Origin of the sequence: Streptomyces sp. NPDC006261 (assembly GCF_040613515.1) — a bacterium.
In the GTDB taxonomy this organism is placed as follows: Bacteria; Actinomycetota; Actinomycetes; order Streptomycetales; family Streptomycetaceae; genus Streptomyces.
This window is the reverse complement of record NZ_JBEXSI010000017.1, coordinates 36,393-54,536: the sequence shown is the minus strand read 5'-3', so window position 1 is coordinate 54,536 and position 18,144 is coordinate 36,393. Positions and strand designations below refer to the sequence as shown.

Sequence of the window (18,144 nt, the reverse complement as noted above, 5' to 3'; positions counted from 1 at the left end):
AACAAGTCCCCCAGACGCGTCGCGCTCGGTTTGCCCCTCCGGCCTCACACGCCCCGCTGTCGCTTCCGGTCCGGTGTCTGCCTCGGGTGGGTGTCATAAGGCAGACGGCCGAACCCTAGACCTTCGCACAGTATCCACGCACGGGCGGGGTGCCATGCCGTCCGGGACGTCACATTCCGGTGAGGATTGCGCGTCTTCTGCCCCGGCAGTGCCTACGTACTCAGACGCGCGGCAGCGAATCGGCGGCGATCCCGCCCTCGATCGCCAGGATGCGGTGCAGCCGGGTGGCCACCAGGAGGCGCTGCATCTGCGGCGGGACGCCGCGCAGCACGAGACGGCGCCCGGCCCGGCCGGCTCTGCGGTGGGCCCCCATGATGACGCCGAGTCCGGTGGCGTCCCAGGAATTCAGCTCGGTCAGGTCCAGCACCAGATCGCCGGCTCCGTCGTCGACGGCCGAGTGGAGGACCGTACGGGCGTCCGCCGCGCTTCGGACGTCGAGGCGGCCCCCGACGACCAGCTCGGCGTGGTCGCCCCTGATATGCATATGCGCTCCCCTGCTGTTGCTCCGTGGCGAGGTCCGTCTGCCTGTTCTTCTCTTCCACAACTGACTGCCGCAGCGACAGGGAAGTTGCCGTCTGTAAGCGAACCGATACCGAATTCACTCGGTGGAGTGACGTCGGTTCGCCGGAGACCGGACACGGCCGGGTACACTCCCCGCCCCGACGGCGGGACCGAAGGGGCAGGGATACGGCTGCGGTCAGTACGTGTAGAAGCCCTGCCCGCTCTTGCGCCCGATGTCACCTGCGTCGACCATCCGGCGCATCAGCTCGGGGGCGGCGAACTTCTCGTCCTGCGACTCGGTGTAGATGTTGCCGGTGGCGTGGAGCAGGATGTCCACGCCGGTCAGGTCGGCCGTGGCGAGCGGGCCCATGGCGTGGCCGAACCCCAGCTTGCAGGCGGTGTCGATGTCCTCGGCCGTGGCGACGCCCGACTCGTACAGCTTCGCGGCCTCGACGACGAGGGCCGAGATGAGCCGGGTGGTGACGAAGCCCGCCACATCGCGGTTGACGACGATGCAGGTCTTGCCGACCGACTCGGCGAACTCCCGGGCGGTGGCGAGGGTTTCGTCGCTGGTCTTGTAGCCGCGGACCAGCTCGCAGAGCTGCATCATCGGGACCGGCGAGAAGAAGTGCACGCCGACGACGCGCTCCGGACGCTCCGTCACGGCCGCGATCTTGGTGATCGGGATGGCGGAGGTGTTCGAGGCGAGCACGGTGTTCTCGCCGACGACCTTGTCCAGGGCGCGGAAGATCTCGTGCTTGACCTCGAGCTTCTCGAAGACGGCCTCCACGACGACGTCCACGTCCGCGACGGCGTCGAGGTCGGTGCTCGTGGTGATGCGGGCGAGGGCGGCCTCGGCGTCGGAGGCCTCCAGCCTGCCCTTGGAGACGAACCGGTCGTACGAGGCCTTGATGCCGTCCAGGCCGCGGGTCAGCGCCGCGTCGGTGACATCCCGCAGCACGACGTCCCAGCCCGCCTGGGCGGAGACCTGCGCGATCCCGGATCCCATGAGTCCGGCCCCGATGACGGCGAGCTTCCTGGCCACGTTCGCACCCCTTGTTCTCTGTCCGCGTCCACGTCCGCCTCTGCGGCATTTCTCAACGGCTCTTCGTATGCTCTCCGGCGGAGATTAGTACCCGTCGGGGGCGCTGGGGCCGTGAAGAGATGCGCGTCACGTCTCGAATGACGGACATCACACCGAGACGCGTCATTCGGCTCCGCGCCGCGCGTAGTTGGGGGTGCGGGCCTCACTACGCTGGGCCCATGGTCAATCTGACGCGCATCTACACCCGGACCGGCGACCAGGGCACCACGGCCCTCGGCGACATGAGCCGTACCGCCAAGACCGATCTGCGGATCGCGGCGTACGCGGACGCCAACGAGGCCAACGCGGTGATCGGGACCGCCATCGCGCTGGGGCAGCTCTCCGAGGACGTGGTGAAGGTCCTCGTACGGGTCCAGAACGACCTCTTCGACGTGGGCGCCGACCTGTCCACCCCGGTCGTGGAGGAGCCCGAGTACCCGCCCCTGCGGGTCGAGCAGTCCTACGTCGACAAGCTGGAGGCGGACTGCGACCGCTTCCTGGAGGAGCTGGAGAAGCTCAGGAGCTTCATCCTTCCGGGGGGTACGCCGGGGGCCGCCCTGCTCCACCAGGCGTGCACCGTGGTCCGGCGCGCCGAGCGGTCCACCTGGGCGGCGCTGGAGGTGCACGGCGAGGTGATGAACACCCTGACCGCCACCTACCTCAACCGCCTCTCCGACCTCCTGTTCATCCTGGCGCGCAGCGCCAACAAGGAGGTCGGGGACGTGCTGTGGGTGCCGGGCGGCGAGCGCTAGCGGTCAGCCGGCTCCCGGTCCGTCTCCGCGCCCTTCGGAACCTGCTTCGGGAACACCGTGTAGCCGACGGCGATGATCAGGTTGATGCCGATCACCCAGCCCATCTTCTGCTGCCAGCCCTGCAGCGAGCTGATCCCGCCGCCCGGGCCGACGTACCAGACCGCCGCCTGGAGCAGGCCCAGCGCGACAACCGCGGCGAGGATCCAGCGGACGGCGGTGCGCCACTCGTGGGCGGCGCGGGCCATGCCGTACTTCGGCGGCTTCACCGGCGGCGGGCCGCCGAACCAGCGGTGGGCGACCCGGGCGTCGACCCACTTGACGGTGTGATGGCCGAGGCCCACGGTGAAGCCGATGTAGACGGCGGCCAGGCCGTGCTTCCAGTCGGGTTGGGCGCCGTTCCTCAGGTCGATCGCCGTCACCACGAGCAGCACGACCTCCAGCAGCGGCTCGCAGAGCAGCACGGCCGCGCCGAGCCTCGGCTTCCTGGCGACGTACCGCAGCGCGAGTCCTGCCGCCAGCAGCACCCAGAAAGCGACCTCGCAGGCCACGACCAGCAGAGCGATCACAGCTTCTCTCCTCCCGTTCCCCTCCAGCCTCCCGTCCGCCGGGCAGGAGCGCGTCGTCGTCGGTGACGAAACGGGACTGCATCCTTCGATGTAGTCGCGCATCGGTCCGCGAAGGGAGGCCCGGGGCCGGTGGTGCGTGTTGGATGGAGGGGTGTTCACCTCTGTCCGTCCCCACCGCGACGACGTGGCCCTCGCCGTCTCCGGGCTGCTCGGGGGGCTGCTCCTGTGGCTGCTCGGCCTCCACACCCAGGGCGGCCGCCCCTTCTCCGCGCCCTGGGTCACCCTCGTACCGCTGACCGTGATCGCCGCGATGGAGCTGCTGCGCCGGAGTGCCCCGCGGACGGCGCTGACCGTCGCCACGCTCGCGCTGGTCGCGGACCAGTTCACCCGGGGCAGCCTCGCGACCATTCTGATGTTCACGGACGTCATGTACGCGGCCGTGCTGTACGGGACCCCGGCCGCCGCCCGCCGTCTCCCGGTGGCCACGCTGCTGGTCACCGTCGCGTCCGCGATCGGCTTCCTGGCCTGGTTCCGTACGCCCGAGGCTCTGCTGATCGGCGTCGTCACGGGGCTGGTCTCCTTCGTCCCCGCGATCACCGGGGTCAGCGTGCGCAACCACCGCACCGCCGCCGAGGCCGCCCGGCTGTCCGCCGCGCAGACCGCGCGGCTGGCCGAGATGGACCGGGTCCAGGCGGTGGTCGCCGAGCGGGCCCGGATGGCCAGGGAGCTGCACGACATGGTGGCCAATCACCTCTCCGCCGTGGCGATCCACTCCACGGCGGCCTTGTCCATCGACGACCCCGACACCTCGCGGAGCGCCCTCAAGGTGATCCGGGAGAACAGCGTCGAGGGGCTCGCGGAGATGCGCCGGCTGATCGGGCTGCTGCGCGAGGGCGGTGAGGACGGCGCCCCGGCCGCCGCCCCGACGCTGGCCTCCCTGGACGCCCTGGTGGAGCAGGCGAACACCAACGGCGCCCCGAGCGGGCTGGTCTGCACGCTCGAGGACACCCGGGAGGCGGGGTCGGGGGCCCTGCCCACCCCCGTCGAGCTGGCCGCGTACCGGATCGTGCAGGAGTCCCTCACCAACGCCCTCAAGCACGCCGCACCGGGGCCGGTCACCGTGCGGCTCGACCTCACCGGCGACGTACTGGCGGTCGAGGTGACCAGTGTGTTCGGCAGCCGGACCGGGCCCACCGCGCCGGGTTCGGGCGCCGGTCTGGTGGGGATGCGGGAGCGGGTGGCGCTGCTCGGCGGGACGTGGGGAGCGGGGGCCGAACCGGACGGCGACGGCACGAAGATCTGGCGGGTGCGGGCCGAACTGCCCGTGGCGGAAAGGACGATGCGGGGATGACGATCCGGGTACTGGTGGCCGAGGACCAGGCGGCCGTGCGGGCGGGGCTGGTGCTGATCCTCACCAGCGCGCCGGACATCGAGGTCGTCGGGGAGGCGGGGAACGGCGAGGCGGCGGTGCGCCTGGCCCGTGAACTCCGGCCGGATCTCGTCCTGATGGATGTGCAGATGCCGCGGCTGGACGGGGTGGCGGCGACCCGGCAGGTGGTGGCGGAAGGGCTGGCGGACGTCCTGGTCCTGACCACGTTCGACCTGGACGAGTACGTGTTCGGGGCACTGCGGGCGGGGGCTTCGGGGTTCCTGCTGAAGAACACCGACGCCCGCGATCTGCTGGAAGCGGTACGGACGGTGGCGCGCGGCGAGGGGCTGATCGCACCGGCCGTGACCCGTCGGCTGATCGCGGAGTTCGCGGGGGTACGGACCGTACGTGCGGCGGGTGCGGCCGATCCGGCGGTGCTGGAGTCGCTGACCCGGCGCGAGCGGGAGGTGCTGGGGTGTCTCGGTGAGGGGATGCCGAACGCGGAGATCGCGGTGCGGCTCTCGATGGCGGAGGCGACGGTGAAGACGCACGTCAGCAGGTTGCTGGCCAAGCTGGGGCTACGGAGCCGGGTGCAGGCGGCCGTACTCGCACGGGAGTTGGGGGTCTGACCTCGGTCCCGTCCCGGCCCGAGGCCAGACCCTCGATCTTTGGTCCAGACCTCTTGACGATTGGTCCAGACCTTCCTAATGTCACCCCACACACACTGCGGTGAGTACGAGAGCACGCGTACTCAGGGCGGCGCAGGGTTTGCAGTCCACGAATCACCCCCGTTTGTTGGACCTCACCCGAGGAGCACCGTTGAGCACTGACACCCCCCAACGCCGTTCCGGATTCAGCTGGATCCCCACCCGGAGCGGCAGATCCAAGGTCGTCGCGGGCCTCACCGCGCTCGTCGTTCCGCTGGCCGCGATGGTGGGTCTGGCCTCTCCCGCCTCGGCAGCCGCGTCGGCCACCGCCACGTACACCAAGAAGTCGGACTGGGGCAGCGGCTTCGAGGGCCAGTGGACGGTGAAGAACGCCGGCACCACCGCGCTCTCCTCCTGGACCATCGAGTGGGACTACCCCACCGGAACCCGGGTCAGCTCCGCCTGGGACGCCTCCGTCACCAGCTCCGGAACCCGCTGGACCGCCAAGAACCTCAGCTGGAACGGGACGGTGGCCCCCGGCGCCAGCGTCAGCTTCGGCTTCAACGGCTCCGGCCCCGGCGCCCCCACCGGCTGTAAGCTCAACGGCGCCTCCTGTGACGGCTCCACCGTCCCGGGCGACAACCCGCCCTCCGCCCCTGGCACCCCCGCCACCAGCGACGTCACCAACACCTCGGTGAAGCTCAGCTGGAGCGCGGCCACCGACGACAAGGGCGTCAAGAACTACGACGTCCTGCGCAACGGCGCCAAGATCGCCACGGTCACCGGCACCACGTACACCAACACCGGTCTGACCGCCGGCACCGACTACACCTACGCGGTCCAGGCCCGGGACACCATCGATCAGCTCGGCCCGGTCTCCGGCTCCGTCTCGGTCCGCACCACCGGCGGTGGCGGCGGCGAGCAGCCTGGCGGCGACAAGATCAACCTGGGCTACTTCACCAACTGGGGCGTCTACGGGCGCAACTACCACGTCAAGAACCTGGTGACGTCCGGTTCCGCGGCGAAGATCACGCACATCAACTACGCCTTCGGCAACGTGCAGAACGGCCGGTGCACCATCGGTGACTCCTACGCCGACTACGACAAGGCGTACACCGCCGACCAGTCCGTCGACGGCGTCGCCGACACCTGGGACCAGCCCCTGCGCGGCAACTTCAACCAGCTGCGCAAGCTGAAGGCCGAGTACCCGCACATCAAGGTCCTCTGGTCCTTCGGCGGCTGGACCTGGTCCGGCGGCTTCCCCCAGGCCGCGCAGAACCCCGCCGCCTTCGCCCAGTCCTGCTACGACCTGGTCGAGGACCCCCGCTGGGCCGATGTCTTCGACGGCATCGACCTCGACTGGGAGTACCCCAACGCCTGTGGTCTGACCTGTGACACCAGCGGCCCGGCCGCGCTCAAGAACCTCGCCTCGGCCGTGAAGACGAAGTTCGGCGCGGGCAACCTGGTCACCGCCGCCATCACCGCGGACGGCTCGGCCGGCGGCAAGATCGACGCCGCCGACTACGCGGGCGCCGCCCAGTCCTTCGACTGGTACAACGTGATGACGTACGACTTCTTCGGCGCCTGGGCGAACAAGGGCCCGACGGCCCCGCACTCGCCGCTGACCCCGTACACCGGCATCCCCCAGGAGGGCTTCACCTCCGCCGACGCCATCGCCAAGCTGAAGGCCAAGGGCGTCCCGGCCAAGAAGCTGCTCCTCGGCATCGGCTTCTACGGCCGCGGCTGGACCGGCGTCACCCAGTCCGCCCCCGGCGGCACGGCGACCGGCGCGGCCCCGGGCACGTACGAGGCGGGCATCGAGGACTACAAGGTCCTCAAGAGCACCTGCCCGGCCACCGGCACCATCGCCGGCACGGCCTACGCGCACTGCGGGACCAACTGGTGGAGCTACGACACCCCGGCCACCATCGGCTCCAAGATGACCTGGGCGAAGAACCAGGGCCTGGGCGGAGCGTTCTTCTGGGAGTTCTCCGGTGACACCACCAACGGTGAACTGGTGAGCGCGATCAACAGCGGGCTCCAGTAGCACCGGCGGCCATCCCCACGCCGTAACGGCCAGCACCACCCCGGAAAACCGCCGGGGAGACGGGTCCGCCCCCCGTCTCCCCGGCTTTTCGCTGTGTACGGACCTTCCGGCCTTACGCCACGTCGCGCCGCCCCGGGCTTTGTCCGGGGCCCCGCTGGAAGGCGGCCCCCCATTCGAGCGGGGCCGCCTTTCAAGCCACGTTCACCCTCTGGCCCGGCGGCGCCGCCTCCAGCCAGGCGAGGAAGCCGGTCAGGGCGTCCTCGCTCATCGCCAGCTCCAGGCGCGTCCCCCGGTGGAGACAGCCGAGCACGACGGAGTCGGACAGGAGCGCGAGCTCCTCCTCGCCCTCCGGAAGCCGGCGGGCGATCACCTCGATCGCAGAACGCTCCAGGCCCCGGCGGGGGCGAGGAGCGTAGGAGAAGACACGGAACCAGTCGACGCGATCGCCGCTGTAGCGCGCGACCCCGTAGACCCAGCCTTTGCCGGAGGGGTCCGGCTCCTCGGAGACGTCCCAGCGGAGGCTGCAGTCGAAGGTGCCTCCGGACCGCTGGATGAGCCGTCGGCGCAGGCCGAAGACGAACAGCCCCACCAGGACCGTGACGACGACGGACACGCCCACCCACAACGCGAGGACCATCTCCACCGACCTCCTCGCATCGTCGAGTAACGGATAACGAACCGATTCGAACTGATATGCACCTGCATCGCCTCAGCCGCGACACGGCTGGATTTCTCCAGCTCGGGCCGCGGCTGAGTAAAAACATCTGTCCGTGGGGGTGCTAGTGCACCGCCACCGCGCGCAGACGGATCTCGGCGCGCCGCTCAGCAGCGGCGTCCGCGTCCGACTTCGCGCGCTCCAGCGCACGCTCGGCGCGCTGGACATCGATCTCGTCCGCCAGCTCGACGATCTCGGCCAGCAGCGACAGCTTGTTGTCCGCGAACGAGATGAAACCACCGTGCACAGCGGCGATGACGGTACCGCCCTCGCTCGTGCGGATCGTCACCGGGCCCGATTCCAGCACACCGAGAAGCGGCTGGTGACCGGGCATGATGCCGATGTCGCCGGACGTGGTACGCGCGACGACCAGCGTGGCCTCGCCGGACCAGACACTGCGGTCCGCGGCGACCAGCTCGACATGCAGCTCAGCAGCCAAGGAGACTCCTCGGGTCACCACCCGGCCGCCCGGCCGGGTGTCGGTTCAATTCTACGGGGCGTGGTGAGGGGGGCGGGACCAGGCCCGCCCCCCTCGGTGAGCCGGAGGCTCAGGAGACGCCGAGCTCCTTGGCCTTCGCCTTGAGGTCGTCCAGGCCACCGCACATGAAGAACGCCTGCTCGGGGAAGTGGTCGTAGTCCCCGTCGCAGATCGCGTTGAACGCGGTGATCGACTCGTCGAGCGGGACGTCCGAACCGTCCAGGCCGGTGAACTGCTTGGCGGCGTGGGTGTTCTGCGACAGGAAGCGCTCGACGCGACGGGCACGGTGGACAACGAGCTTGTCCTCCTCGCCCAGCTCGTCGATACCGAGGATCGCGATGATGTCCTGGAGGTCCTTGTACTTCTGCAGGATCCCCTTGACGCGGCTGGCCGTGTCGTAGTGCTCCTGCGTGATGTAGCGCGGGTCCAGGATGCGGGACGTGGAGTCCAGCGGGTCCACGGCCGGGTAGATGCCCTTCTCGGAGATCGGACGGGAGAGAACCGTCGTCGCGTCGAGGTGGGCGAACGTGGTGGCCGGGGCCGGGTCGGTCAGGTCGTCCGCGGGGACGTAGATCGCCTGCATCGAGGTGATCGAGTGACCACGCGTCGAGGTGATGCGCTCCTGGAGCACACCCATCTCGTCGGCCAGGGTCGGCTGGTAACCCACTGCGGACGGCATGCGGCCGAGCAGCGTGGAGACCTCGGAACCGGCCTGCGTGAAGCGGAAGATGTTGTCGATGAAGAGCAGCACGTCCTGCTTCTGCACATCGCGGAAGTACTCCGCCATGGTCAGGGCGGACAGCGCGACCCGCAGACGGGTGCCCGGCGGCTCGTCCATCTGGCCGAAGACCAGCGCGGTCTTCTCCAGGACGCCCGACTCGGTCATCTCGTCGATGAGGTCGTTGCCCTCACGGGTGCGCTCGCCGACTCCGGCGAACACCGACACACCGTCGTGCAGCTTCGCCACACGCATGATCATTTCCTGGATGAGGACCGTCTTGCCGACGCCCGCACCACCGAACAGACCGATCTTGCCGCCCTTGACGTACGGGGTCAGCAGGTCGACGACCTTCAGGCCGGTCTCGAACATCTCGGTCTTGGACTCGAGCTGGTCGAAGGCCGGGGCCTTGCGGTGGATCGGCCAGCGCTCGGTGATCTGCGCCTCGGCCTCCGGCTCGTTCAGGATCTGACCGAGGGTGTTGAACACCTTGCCCTTGGTGATGTCACCGACGGGGACGGTGATGCCCGTGCCCGTGTCGGTCACCGGGGCCTGGCGGACCAGGCCGTCGGTGGGCTGCATCGAGATCGCGCGGACCACGCCGTCACCCAGGTGCTGGGCGACCTCGAGGGTCAGCGTCTTGCGGGCGCCGGCCTCGGCCGGGTCGTCCACCTCGACGTGGAGGGCGTTGTAGATCTCCGGCATCGCGTCGACGGGGAACTCCACGTCGACGACCGGGCCGATGACCCGGGCGACGCGGCCCGTGGCAGCGGCCGTCTCAACAGTGGTCGTCATTACTTGTCACTCCCCGCGGTCGCGTCGGCCAGAGCACTGGCACCGCCGACGATCTCGCTGATTTCCTGGGTGATTTCGGCCTGGCGGGCCGCGTTGGCAAGCCGGGAGAGGCTCTTGATGAGGTCCCCGGCGTTGTCGGTGGCCGACTTCATCGCGCGACGGCGGGCAGCGTGCTCGGAAGCGGCTGCCTGCAGCAGTGCGTTGTAGATACGGCTCTCGACGTAGCGCGGCAGAAGGGCGTCGAGGACGTCCTCGGCCGACGGCTCGAACTCGAACAGCGGAAGGATCTCGCCCTTACGGGTGCTCTCCTCCGCGACCTCGTCGAGCGAAAGCGGCAGCATCCGGTCGTCGACCGCGTTCTGCGTCATCATCGACACGAATTCCGTGAAGACGATGTGCAGCTCGTCGACGCCGCCCTCGGCCGTGTCCTTCTGGATGGCCTCGATCAACGGGGCGGCGATGCGCTTGGCATCGGAGTACGCCGGGTTGTCGGTGAAGCCCGTCCAGAACTCCTCGACCTTGCGCTCGCGGAAGCCGTAGTACGCGACACCCTTGCGGCCGACGATGTACGTGTCGACCTCCTTGCCCTCACCGGCAAGGCGCTCCCGCAGCCGCTCCGCGGCCTTGATGGCGTTGGAGGAGTAGCCGCCGGCCAGACCGCGGTCGCTCGTGACGAGCAGGACCGCGGCGCGGGTCGGCGCTTCGGCTTCGGTGGTGAGCGGGTGCTTGGCGTTGGAGCCGGTCGCCACCGCGGTCACCGCGCGGGTGAGCTCGGTCGCGTACGGCATCGACGCCGCCACCTTGCGCTGCGCCTTGACGATGCGCGAGGCGGCGATCATCTCCATCGCCTTGGTGATCTTCTTGGTCGCGGTGACGGCTTGGATGCGGCGCTTGTAAACGCGAAGCTGAGCGCCCATCGATCAGCCCTCGCCCAGGAGCTTGCCGTCCGAGGTCTCGAACTGCTGCTTGAAGGCGGCGATCGCGTCGGCGATCGACTGCAGCGTGTCGTCGGACATCTTGCCGCCCTCGGCGATGCTGGTCAGGAGGTCCTTGCGCTCGCGGCGCAGGTACTCCAGCAGCTCGGTCTCGAAGCGACGGATGTCCTCGACCGGGACGTCGTCCATCTTGCCCGTGGTGCCGGCCCAGACGGAGACGACCTGCTCCTCCATCGGGAACGGGGCGTACTGCGGCTGCTTCAGCAGCTCGACCATGCGCTTACCGCGCTCCAGCGAGGCCTTCGAGGCCGCGTCCAGGTCGGAACCGAAGGCGGCGAACGCCTCCAGCTCGCGGTACTGGGCGAGGTCCACCCGGAGTCGGCCGGAAACCTGCTTCATGGCCTTGTGCTGGGCGGAGCCACCGACACGGGAGACCGAGATACCGACGTTGAGCGCCGGACGCTGACCCGCGTTGAACAGGTCGGACTCCAGGAAGCACTGGCCGTCGGTGATGGAGATGACGTTGGTCGGGATGAACGCCGACACGTCGTTCGCCTTGGTCTCGACGATCGGGAGGCCCGTCATCGAACCGGCACCCATCTCGTCGGAGAGCTTGGCGCAGCGCTCCAGCAGACGCGAGTGCAGGTAGAAGACGTCACCCGGGTAGGCCTCACGGCCCGGCGGGCGGCGCAGCAGCAGGGACACGGCGCGGTAGGCGTCGGCCTGCTTCGAGAGGTCGTCGAAGATGATCAGGACGTGCTTGCCCTGGTACATCCAGTGCTGACCGATGGCCGAACCGGTGTACGGCGCCAGGTACTTGAAGCCGGCCGGGTCGGACGCCGGGGCGGCGACGATGGTCGTGTACTCCAGCGCGCCGGCCTCTTCGAGCGCACCACGCACGGAGGCGATGGTGGAGCCCTTCTGGCCGATGGCGACGTAGATGCAGCGCACCTGCTTGTTCACGTCGCCGGAGCGCCAGTTGTCGCGCTGGTTGATGATCGTGTCGACGGCCAGAGCGGTCTTACCCGTCTGACGGTCGCCGATGATCAGCTGACGCTGGCCTCGGCCGATCGGCACCATGGCGTCGACGGCCTTGTAGCCGGTCTGCATCGGCTCGTGCACCGACTTGCGGACCATGACGCCAGGGGCCTGCAGCTCGAGGGCGCGGCGGCCGTCGGTCGCGATCTCGCCGAGACCGTCGATCGGCTGGCCGAGCGGGTCGACGACGCGGCCGAGGTAGCCCTCGCCGACGCCGACGGAGAGCACCTCACCGGTGCGCTGCACCGGCTGGCCCTCCTCGATTCCGCTGAACTCGCCGAGAACGATCGCACCGATCTCGCGCTCCTCGAGGTTGAGGGCGAGACCGAGGGTTCCGTCCTCGAACTTCAGCAGCTCGTTCGCCATGGCGGAGGGCAGACCCTCCACCTTCGCGATGCCGTCGCCGGCAACGCTGACCGTACCGACCTCCTCGCGCGAGGCCGCGTCCGGCTGGTACGACTGGACAAAGTTCTCCAGTGCGTCCCGGATCTCCTCCGGCCGGATCGTGAGCTCCGCCATCTGGGTTCCCTGCTCTCCTTGTTGGGCCCGAAGTTTCTTAAGGGGGTCTGGGGGCCGACCCCCAGGAATCTTCTGCAATTTCTGCACGGCCCAACCGGGCCGCTGGTCCTGCTTGTTCTTGCTCTGGTGCCGACCGCGCTGGGTCAGCCGGCCATGCGGCGGGTCGCCTCTTCGAGGCGCTCCGCGACGGTGCCGTTGATGATCTCGTCACCGACGCGCACCGAGATCCCGCCGAGGACCGCAGGGTCCACGTCCAGGTTCAGATGCATCTCGCGGCCGTAGATCTTGGCGAGAGCGGCGCCGAGACGCTGCTTCTGCCGGTCGCTGAGCGGCACCGCCGAGGTGACGATCGCGACCGTGCGGTCGCGCCGGTCCGCGGCGAGCTTGGACAGGGATTCGAGTCCCGCTTCCAGGCTACGTCCCCGCGGCTGGGTCACCAGACGGACGATGACCCGCTCGGTCACCGGCTGTGCCTTTCCGCCGAGCAGGCTGCGCAGCAGCTCGCTCTTGGCGGCGGTGGTGGCCGTACGGCTGGTGAGCGCGGAACGCAGCTCCGTGTCGGAGCCGACGATCCGGCCGAAACGGAACAGCTCGTCCTCGACGTCGTCGAGGACGCCCGCACGCTGGGCCGCGGTGAGGTCTGCGGTGTTCGCCAGCTCCTCGACCGAGTCCACCAGGTCACGCGACTGCGACCAGCGGGAGCGGACCAGCCCGGAGACCAGGTCGACGGCTTCGCCGCTGACCTGACCGCTGAGCAGGCGCGCGACCAGCTCGGCCTTGCTCTCGCCGCTCTGGGCCGGGTCCGTGAGGACCCGGCGCAGCGAAACCTCGCGGTGGAGCAGCGCGGTGACCGAAGCCAGATCGTCGGCGAGGGCCGCCGCGTCGACCGACGTGTTGTCGGTCAGCGCGTCGAGCCGCTCACGTGCGGCGGCCAGTGCCTCGCGGCTCGCGCCGTTCATCGGACGGCCTCGGCCTTCGCCTCGAGCTCGTCGAGGAAACGGTCGACGGTGCCGCTCTGCCGGGCGTGGTCCTGGAGGGACTCACCGACGAGCTTGCCGGCCAGGTCGGTGGCGAGCTTGCCCACGTCCTGGCGCAGCGCGGAGGACGCGGCCTTGCGGTCGGCCTCGATCTGGGCGTGGCCGGCGGCGATGATCTCTTCGCGCTGCCGCTGACCTTCCGCCTTCATCTCCTGGATGATGACGGCACCCTGCTCCTGCGCCTCCTGGCGCAGTCGAGCGGCCTCGTGGCGGGCCTCGGCGAGCTGAGCCTTGTACTGCTCAAGAACGCTCTGCGCCTCGGTCTGAGCCGCTTCGGCCTTCTCGATGCCACCTTCGATCGCCTCGCGACGCTCGTCCAGGGTCTTGTTGATCACCGGAAGCAGCTTCTTCGAGAAGACGAAGAAGATGATGCCGAAGCAGATCAAGCCGATGACGATCTCGGGCCACACCGGGAACAGAGGGCTCTGCGCCTCCTCGGCTGCCAGGTACATCATGGTGGACCTTTCGTCGAATGGGGCTACAGGCACAACGTCACTTGACGATGAACGGGACGACGAAGCCGATCAGGGCCAGGGCCTCGACGACGGCGAAGCCGAGCAGCATGTTCTGGCGGATGAGGCCGGCAGCCTCGGGCTGGCGGGCGATGGCCTGCACACCGTTACCGAAGATGATGCCGATGCCGATGCCGGGGCCGATCGCGGCGAGGCCGTAGCCGATGGTGCCGACGTTGCCGTTCACGGCCGCGAGGGTCTCGAAAGCAGCAGACATGTCCGTGGTTCCTTCTCTTGGTGGGACCGGTGGAAAGTGTCTTCGCACCGGGCGTTTGGGGTGGGTGAGGTCTCAAGCCGGGAGGCTTGGCGAGACCTCAGTGGGCTTCTTCGAGCGCCTGCGAGAGGTACGTGGCGGTCAGCACCGTGAACACGTAGGCCTGGAGGGCCTGGATGAACATCTCGAACACAGTGATGACCAGCGTCAGGGCGAACGACGCGGAGGCGTAGACCGTGCCCAGGACGGTGCCGAGCATGTACCAGGTGGCGATCGTGAAGATCAGGATCAGGATGTGGCCCGCGAACATGTTCGCGAAGAGTCGCACCGCCAGCGTGAACGGCCGGACGAAGACGTTGGAGACGAACTCCAGCGGCGTCAGCAGCACGTAGATGGGCTTCGGCAGACCACTCGGAACGCAGAGGTTGCGGATGCCTCCGACGAAGCCGTTCGACCGGAACGTCACCGTCATGTACGTCACCCAGACCACGAGGGCCAGGCCGATCGGGTAGGCGATGACGGAGCTGACCGGGAACTGGGCGATCGGGATGAGGGCCCAGAGGTTCAGAATCCAGACGAAGAAGAACAGCGAGACCAGCAACGGAACGAAGGGCTCACCCTTCTTGCCGATGACCTCTTTGGCGATACCGCGGTGGACGAAGTCGTACAGCGCCTCGGCGACCATCTGCAGCTTGCCGGGTACGACCTTCGCCTTCGAAAAGCCGGCCCAGAAGAAGGCCAGGATCAGGAAGGTTCCGATAATCGCGAGCAGCATGGGCTTGTTGAACTCGACAGGCCCGATGGTGAAGAGCGGCTCGAAGATGAACGACCACGCGCTGGGAGCCTGGAATCCGCATCCCTGGAACAAGTGGCAGTCAGTCTCGAAAGCGAGCGTCTGGGCGTCAGTCACCAAGAGCTCCTTCTGCATGGCGCATGGATGCGGCTACCTCGTTGTGTCGGAGCGGCGGGTGGCCGCAGGTCGGCACCGGACTGGTTCTTACGGTGAGGAGGCGGCGGCCGGGCCCGAAGCCTCGCGATGAATCAAGCGACCGCCCTGTTGCCCGCGCTCGCACTACCGCAACCGAGACCGGACGATAGCAGCACGTCGAACACGGCTTTATCCCGGCCCTACTCGTCACGATCTCCCCCAGCTCCACCCGGTCGGTTCCGGGTGTCCGCGTCGGGGTCGACGTAAAGGGTCTTGCTGCGCGCGTGCAGTACGGCCTGCGCGGTGATCCAGGTGATCACGGCCGCGACCAGCGAGAGGGCGAAGACCTGAAGGTCGAAGAGAGAGGTGTTCCGGATGCTGAGGATGAAGATCAGCAGGAGCACGAGCTGGCCTGAGTAGATCATCAGCCCCATGCCCTGGAACAGGTGAGGCATGGTCTTGGCGACCCAGTTGAGCGCCAGCAGTCCGAGCGCCATGAAGACGATCACGACCACGCAACCCACCGCCGCACCGATCGCCCCCTTGCCGCCGACGACGAGCCCGCCGACGAGCGTGGCGATGGCTCCCACCGCGGCGGTGGGGGTGGCGATGCGCAGTAGTTCGCGCATGTCGGACTGCATGGCGGCAGCTCCACTGGTCTTGGGGAGGAATGGGGCGTCGTCATGGACGAGCGTAGGCCCGGTCCGCGAGGCGGAAGTCCAGGTCGATGGACCGCCTCACAGGGTCCATCGGCTCCGTCGCCGGGTCTCGTGAACGGTATCACAAACTATTTGATGAGGTCTTTACCTGGAAAGTGTGCCAACAGTCACACATGAGGGCTAACTCGCGCGCCTGAGCGCCGAACTGGGCGTGATGTCTGATAATGCAGCTATTTGATCAGGCCCTCGCTGTCGCCACCCGCACGAGCGACTTTCCACGCGGCCCAACATCCACACCAAGCAGAAGGGTCGGTGGCCACGAGAGTAGCCACCGACCCATGTACGCCTAGCCTGCCCGCAGCTGACGCGTCAGCTGTACTTCACCTTCCCGTCAACGCCCTGAGCCCACGAGCGCTTGGCCTGCACCTTGAAGCAGGTCCCCTTCTTGACCGATTTCTTGAAGGTATAGTAATCACCCTTCTTCTTCTTGAAATCGATCCACTCGGTCAGACTCTTGTGCCCCTTGCACGTGACGAGCCGGAACCCGACGGCATGGTTCCACTCCTTCTTCGTCACGGTGTACTTCACCTTGCCGGTCTTCCCCTTTTTGAACGTCTCACCGGACTCCGACTTCTGGTTCGGATAGAGCGCCACATGGAACTTCTTGGTCGCCTTGGCCTCGATCGGCTGCTGAGCAGACGGCGTCGAGGCCTGGGCGACTCCAGCCCCGAGCAGGCCGCTCATCATCGCCGCCGATGCGACTATGCAGGCAAATTTACGCACTGTTCCCCCTTGATGGAGTCATGGATTACCACGCCCCGGTCTCGGACGCGGCCTGCCAGACGCTAGGCGAAACGCGACTTCCACTGCAATGAGTTTTCATGCGAATAGTCAAGGCCTCGGAAAGGGAAATGTCTTATTCTTGTCTTTTCTCTGCTCGTACACCCTGGGCGCGGGAAACACGGCACCGAAGAGCGCTGGTGGCGGGCGTGCTCACAGAACCACCGCCGAGCGCGCCGCCACAAAGATCACAAACCGGCCAATGTCGCTCCGGTTGCCGCGTCGTCTGTCGCCTAGCGGCTGCTGTCGACCTTCTGGCGCGAGAGGAATCGCTGACGTCCGCCCACCGCTGTGGCGCCGTTGAGGCCTGCTGCCCGGGCAGCCTGCGCGCCCTGTTGGGCCCCGGAGGTCACGAGCTCCGGCTTCTCCTCGTACGCGGGGGAAGAGGCCTGCTCCGGGTCGGGGCGGCGGTAGCGCGGCGGGACGAAGCGGTTGGCCCAGCGCGGGGTGCGGGGGGTGAAGCGCGGCATCAGCAGCAGGACCAGGCCCACCGCGCTCGCCGCCATGATCACGAACACGATCCACATCGAGGCCGAGTGCACCGAGTAGCCGACGGCGCCGAACGCGATCAGGGCCGACCAGAAGTACATGATCAGCACGGCCCGGCTGTGCGAGTGGCCGATCTCCAGCAGGCGGTGGTGCAGGTGCCCGCGGTCGGCGGCGAACGGCGACTGGCCGTTCCAGGTACGCCGGACGATGGCGAGGACGAGGTCGGCAGCCGGGATCGCGATGATCGTCAGCGGCAGCACCAGCGGGATGAAGACCGGGAGCATCGCGTGGGTGGCCTGCCGCTCACTGCCTACGAACAGCTTCATCGCGTCCGGGTCGACCTGGCCCGTGATCGAGATCGCGCCCGCCGCCAGCACCAGGCCGATCAGCATCGAGCCGGAGTCCCCCATGAAGATCCGCGCCGGGTGCATGTTGTGCGGCAGGAAGCCGATGCACATGCCCATCAGGATCGCCGCGAACAGCGTCGCGGGGGCCGCGGCCTCGATCCCGTACCCCATCCAGAGGCGGTAGGCGTACAGGAAGAACGCCGTCGAGGCGATGCACACCATGCCCGCCGCGAGCCCGTCCAGGCCGTCGACGAAGTTGACCGCGTTGATCGTGATGACCACCAGCGCCACCGTGAGCAGCGTGCCCTGCCACTGGGTGAGGGCGACCGTGCCGACGCCCGGGATCGGCAGCCACAGGATCGTGAGGCCCTGGATGACCATGACGGCGGCGGCGATCATCTGGCCGCCGAGCTTGATCAGGGCGTCGATCTCGAACTTGTCGTCGAGGACGCCGATCAGCCAGATCAGGGCGGCTCCGGAGAGCAACGCCCGTGGTTCGTTGGAGAGTTCGAAGACGCTCTTCAGGTTGTAGAGATGGTCGGCGACGATCAGACCCGCACACAGCCCGCCGAACATGGCGATCCCACCGAGCCGGGGTGTCGGCTCCCGGTGGACGTCGCGCGCACGGATCGCGGGCATCGCCCCGACCGCGATGGCGAACTTACGCACCGGTCCGGTCAGCAGATAGGTCACCGCTGCCGTGACACAGAGCGTCAGCAGGTAATCACGCACGGGCTGCCCCACAGAATTCGCCGGCCATCCAAAACCCACACCCTAGTCTCAGGAACAAGGACTCCACGGTACGGGTGATGGTTGCACAGGGTTCGTCTGCCCCGGATACGACGGAGTCCACCACTCCGGAAACGGTGGAGTCCGCTACTCCGGGTAAGGCGG

General features: G+C 68.2%; 19 protein-coding genes. 4 read left to right on the top strand and 15 right to left on the bottom strand.

What is annotated here, in order from left to right:
• Positions 1 to 220: 220 nt before the first annotated feature.
• Together ABZ154_RS13580 and ABZ154_RS13575 are read right to left on the bottom strand one after the other, a co-directional pair.
• Entirely contained in the window at positions 221 to 544 is a 324-nt protein-coding gene (locus ABZ154_RS13580; RefSeq protein WP_018492200.1) for an STAS domain-containing protein, read from the bottom strand.
• A gap of 213 nt (positions 545 to 757) precedes the next feature.
• A complete protein-coding gene (locus tag ABZ154_RS13575) occupies positions 758 to 1,606 on the bottom strand; it encodes a 3-hydroxyacyl-CoA dehydrogenase family protein (RefSeq protein WP_356832089.1) in 849 nt (282 codons plus the stop codon).
• A gap of 218 nt (positions 1,607 to 1,824) precedes the next feature.
• Between ABZ154_RS13575 and ABZ154_RS13570 the strand changes: the two genes are divergently transcribed.
• A complete protein-coding gene (locus ABZ154_RS13570) occupies positions 1,825 to 2,397 on the top strand; it encodes a cob(I)yrinic acid a,c-diamide adenosyltransferase (protein ID WP_356832086.1) in 573 nt (190 codons plus the stop codon).
• Here ABZ154_RS13570 and ABZ154_RS13565 read toward each other — a convergent pair.
• On the bottom strand, positions 2,394 to 2,963 hold the full coding sequence (locus ABZ154_RS13565) for a hypothetical protein (protein WP_356832083.1): 570 nt from the start codon (positions 2,961 to 2,963) through the stop codon (positions 2,394 to 2,396). The two genes, ABZ154_RS13570 and ABZ154_RS13565, sit on opposite strands and share 4 nt — an antisense overlap.
• A 151-nt stretch (positions 2,964 to 3,114) precedes the next feature.
• On the opposite strand from ABZ154_RS13565, the gene ABZ154_RS13560 reads away from it, so the two are divergent.
• The 3 genes from ABZ154_RS13560 to ABZ154_RS13550 all read left to right on the top strand — a co-directional run bounded on the left by ABZ154_RS13560 (position 3,115) and on the right by ABZ154_RS13550 (position 7,026).
• Positions 3,115 to 4,314, top strand: coding sequence for a histidine kinase (locus ABZ154_RS13560; protein ID WP_356832081.1), 1,200 nt, complete (start codon positions 3,115 to 3,117; stop codon positions 4,312 to 4,314).
• Positions 4,311 to 4,961, top strand: coding sequence for a response regulator transcription factor (locus tag ABZ154_RS13555; RefSeq protein ID WP_356832079.1), 651 nt, complete (start codon positions 4,311 to 4,313; stop codon positions 4,959 to 4,961). The genes ABZ154_RS13560 and ABZ154_RS13555 overlap by 4 nt, the downstream gene beginning before the upstream one ends.
• A 190-nt stretch (positions 4,962 to 5,151) precedes the next feature.
• On the top strand, positions 5,152 to 7,026 hold the full coding sequence (locus ABZ154_RS13550) for a glycoside hydrolase family 18 chitinase (RefSeq protein ID WP_356832077.1): 1,875 nt from the start codon (positions 5,152 to 5,154) through the stop codon (positions 7,024 to 7,026).
• A 190-nt stretch (positions 7,027 to 7,216) separates the two neighbouring features.
• Here the strand turns inward: ABZ154_RS13550 and ABZ154_RS13545 are convergent, their stop codons facing one another.
• From ABZ154_RS13545 to ABZ154_RS13490, 12 genes are all read right to left on the bottom strand, one after another.
• A complete protein-coding gene (locus tag ABZ154_RS13545) occupies positions 7,217 to 7,663 on the bottom strand; it encodes a DUF2550 domain-containing protein (protein ID WP_151510938.1) in 447 nt (148 codons plus the stop codon).
• Positions 7,664 to 7,805: 142 nt separating this feature from the next.
• A complete protein-coding gene (locus tag ABZ154_RS13540; protein ID WP_015611381.1) occupies positions 7,806 to 8,180 on the bottom strand; it encodes a F0F1 ATP synthase subunit epsilon in 375 nt (124 codons plus the stop codon).
• Between the two features lie 109 nt (positions 8,181 to 8,289).
• Positions 8,290 to 9,732, bottom strand: coding sequence for a F0F1 ATP synthase subunit beta (gene atpD, locus ABZ154_RS13535; RefSeq protein WP_031122932.1), 1,443 nt, complete (start codon positions 9,730 to 9,732; stop codon positions 8,290 to 8,292).
• Positions 9,732 to 10,649, bottom strand: a complete 918-nt coding sequence (locus ABZ154_RS13530) for a F0F1 ATP synthase subunit gamma (protein WP_356832074.1) — start codon at positions 10,647 to 10,649, stop codon at positions 9,732 to 9,734. Before ABZ154_RS13530 ends, atpD begins: the two co-directional genes overlap by 1 nt.
• Positions 10,650 to 10,652: 3 nt before the next feature.
• On the bottom strand, positions 10,653 to 12,224 hold the full coding sequence (atpA, locus tag ABZ154_RS13525) for a F0F1 ATP synthase subunit alpha (protein WP_356832072.1): 1,572 nt from the start codon (positions 12,222 to 12,224) through the stop codon (positions 10,653 to 10,655).
• Between the two features lie 143 nt (positions 12,225 to 12,367).
• Entirely contained in the window at positions 12,368 to 13,183 is an 816-nt protein-coding gene (locus ABZ154_RS13520) for a F0F1 ATP synthase subunit delta (RefSeq protein ID WP_356832070.1), read from the bottom strand.
• Positions 13,180 to 13,716, bottom strand: a complete 537-nt coding sequence (locus ABZ154_RS13515) for a F0F1 ATP synthase subunit B (RefSeq protein WP_356832068.1) — start codon at positions 13,714 to 13,716, stop codon at positions 13,180 to 13,182. Before ABZ154_RS13515 ends, ABZ154_RS13520 begins: the two co-directional genes overlap by 4 nt.
• A 37-nt stretch (positions 13,717 to 13,753) precedes the next feature.
• On the bottom strand, positions 13,754 to 13,990 hold the full coding sequence (gene atpE, locus ABZ154_RS13510) for an ATP synthase F0 subunit C (RefSeq protein ID WP_003966254.1): 237 nt from the start codon (positions 13,988 to 13,990) through the stop codon (positions 13,754 to 13,756).
• Between the two features lie 97 nt (positions 13,991 to 14,087).
• Positions 14,088 to 14,915, bottom strand: coding sequence for a F0F1 ATP synthase subunit A (gene atpB, locus ABZ154_RS13505; protein ID WP_151510888.1), 828 nt, complete (start codon positions 14,913 to 14,915; stop codon positions 14,088 to 14,090).
• Positions 14,916 to 15,115: 200 nt separating this feature from the next.
• Positions 15,116 to 15,556 (bottom strand): hypothetical protein, encoded by a 441-nt coding sequence (locus tag ABZ154_RS13500; RefSeq protein ID WP_356832066.1) that lies wholly within the window; start codon positions 15,554 to 15,556, stop codon positions 15,116 to 15,118.
• 387 nt (positions 15,557 to 15,943) lie between these two features.
• Positions 15,944 to 16,357 carry a hypothetical protein gene (locus ABZ154_RS13495; protein WP_356832064.1) on the bottom strand — a complete coding sequence of 138 codons (414 nt, stop codon included), beginning with the start codon at positions 16,355 to 16,357 and terminating at the stop codon, positions 15,944 to 15,946.
• Between the two features lie 290 nt (positions 16,358 to 16,647).
• A complete protein-coding gene (locus tag ABZ154_RS13490; protein WP_356832062.1) occupies positions 16,648 to 17,994 on the bottom strand; it encodes an MraY family glycosyltransferase in 1,347 nt (448 codons plus the stop codon).
• Between the last annotated feature and the right edge of the window lie 150 nt (positions 17,995 to 18,144).

Bases quoted from the DNA above. Each gene is read 5' to 3' on its own strand.
- ABZ154_RS13580 (WP_018492200.1), bottom strand. From the start codon at position 544: ATGCATATCAGGGGCGACCACGCCGAGCTGGTCGTCGGGGGCCGCCTC.
- ABZ154_RS13570 (WP_356832086.1), top strand. From the start codon at position 1,825: ATGGTCAATCTGACGCGCATCTACACCCGGACCGGCGACCAGGGCACC.
- ABZ154_RS13555 (WP_356832079.1), top strand. From the start codon at position 4,311: ATGACGATCCGGGTACTGGTGGCCGAGGACCAGGCGGCCGTGCGGGCG.
- ABZ154_RS13545 (WP_151510938.1), bottom strand. From the start codon at position 7,663: ATGGTCCTCGCGTTGTGGGTGGGCGTGTCCGTCGTCGTCACGGTCCTG.
- atpD (WP_031122932.1), bottom strand. From the start codon at position 9,732: ATGACGACCACTGTTGAGACGGCCGCTGCCACGGGCCGCGTCGCCCGG.
- ABZ154_RS13530 (WP_356832074.1), bottom strand. From the start codon at position 10,649: ATGGGCGCTCAGCTTCGCGTTTACAAGCGCCGCATCCAAGCCGTCACC.
- atpA (WP_356832072.1), bottom strand. From the start codon at position 12,224: ATGGCGGAGCTCACGATCCGGCCGGAGGAGATCCGGGACGCACTGGAG.
- ABZ154_RS13520 (WP_356832070.1), bottom strand. From the start codon at position 13,183: ATGAACGGCGCGAGCCGCGAGGCACTGGCCGCCGCACGTGAGCGGCTC.
- ABZ154_RS13515 (WP_356832068.1), bottom strand. From the start codon at position 13,716: ATGATGTACCTGGCAGCCGAGGAGGCGCAGAGCCCTCTGTTCCCGGTG.
- atpE (WP_003966254.1), bottom strand. From the start codon at position 13,990: ATGTCTGCTGCTTTCGAGACCCTCGCGGCCGTGAACGGCAACGTCGGC.
- atpB (WP_151510888.1), bottom strand. From the start codon at position 14,915: ATGCAGAAGGAGCTCTTGGTGACTGACGCCCAGACGCTCGCTTTCGAG.
- ABZ154_RS13500 (WP_356832066.1), bottom strand. From the start codon at position 15,556: ATGCAGTCCGACATGCGCGAACTACTGCGCATCGCCACCCCCACCGCC.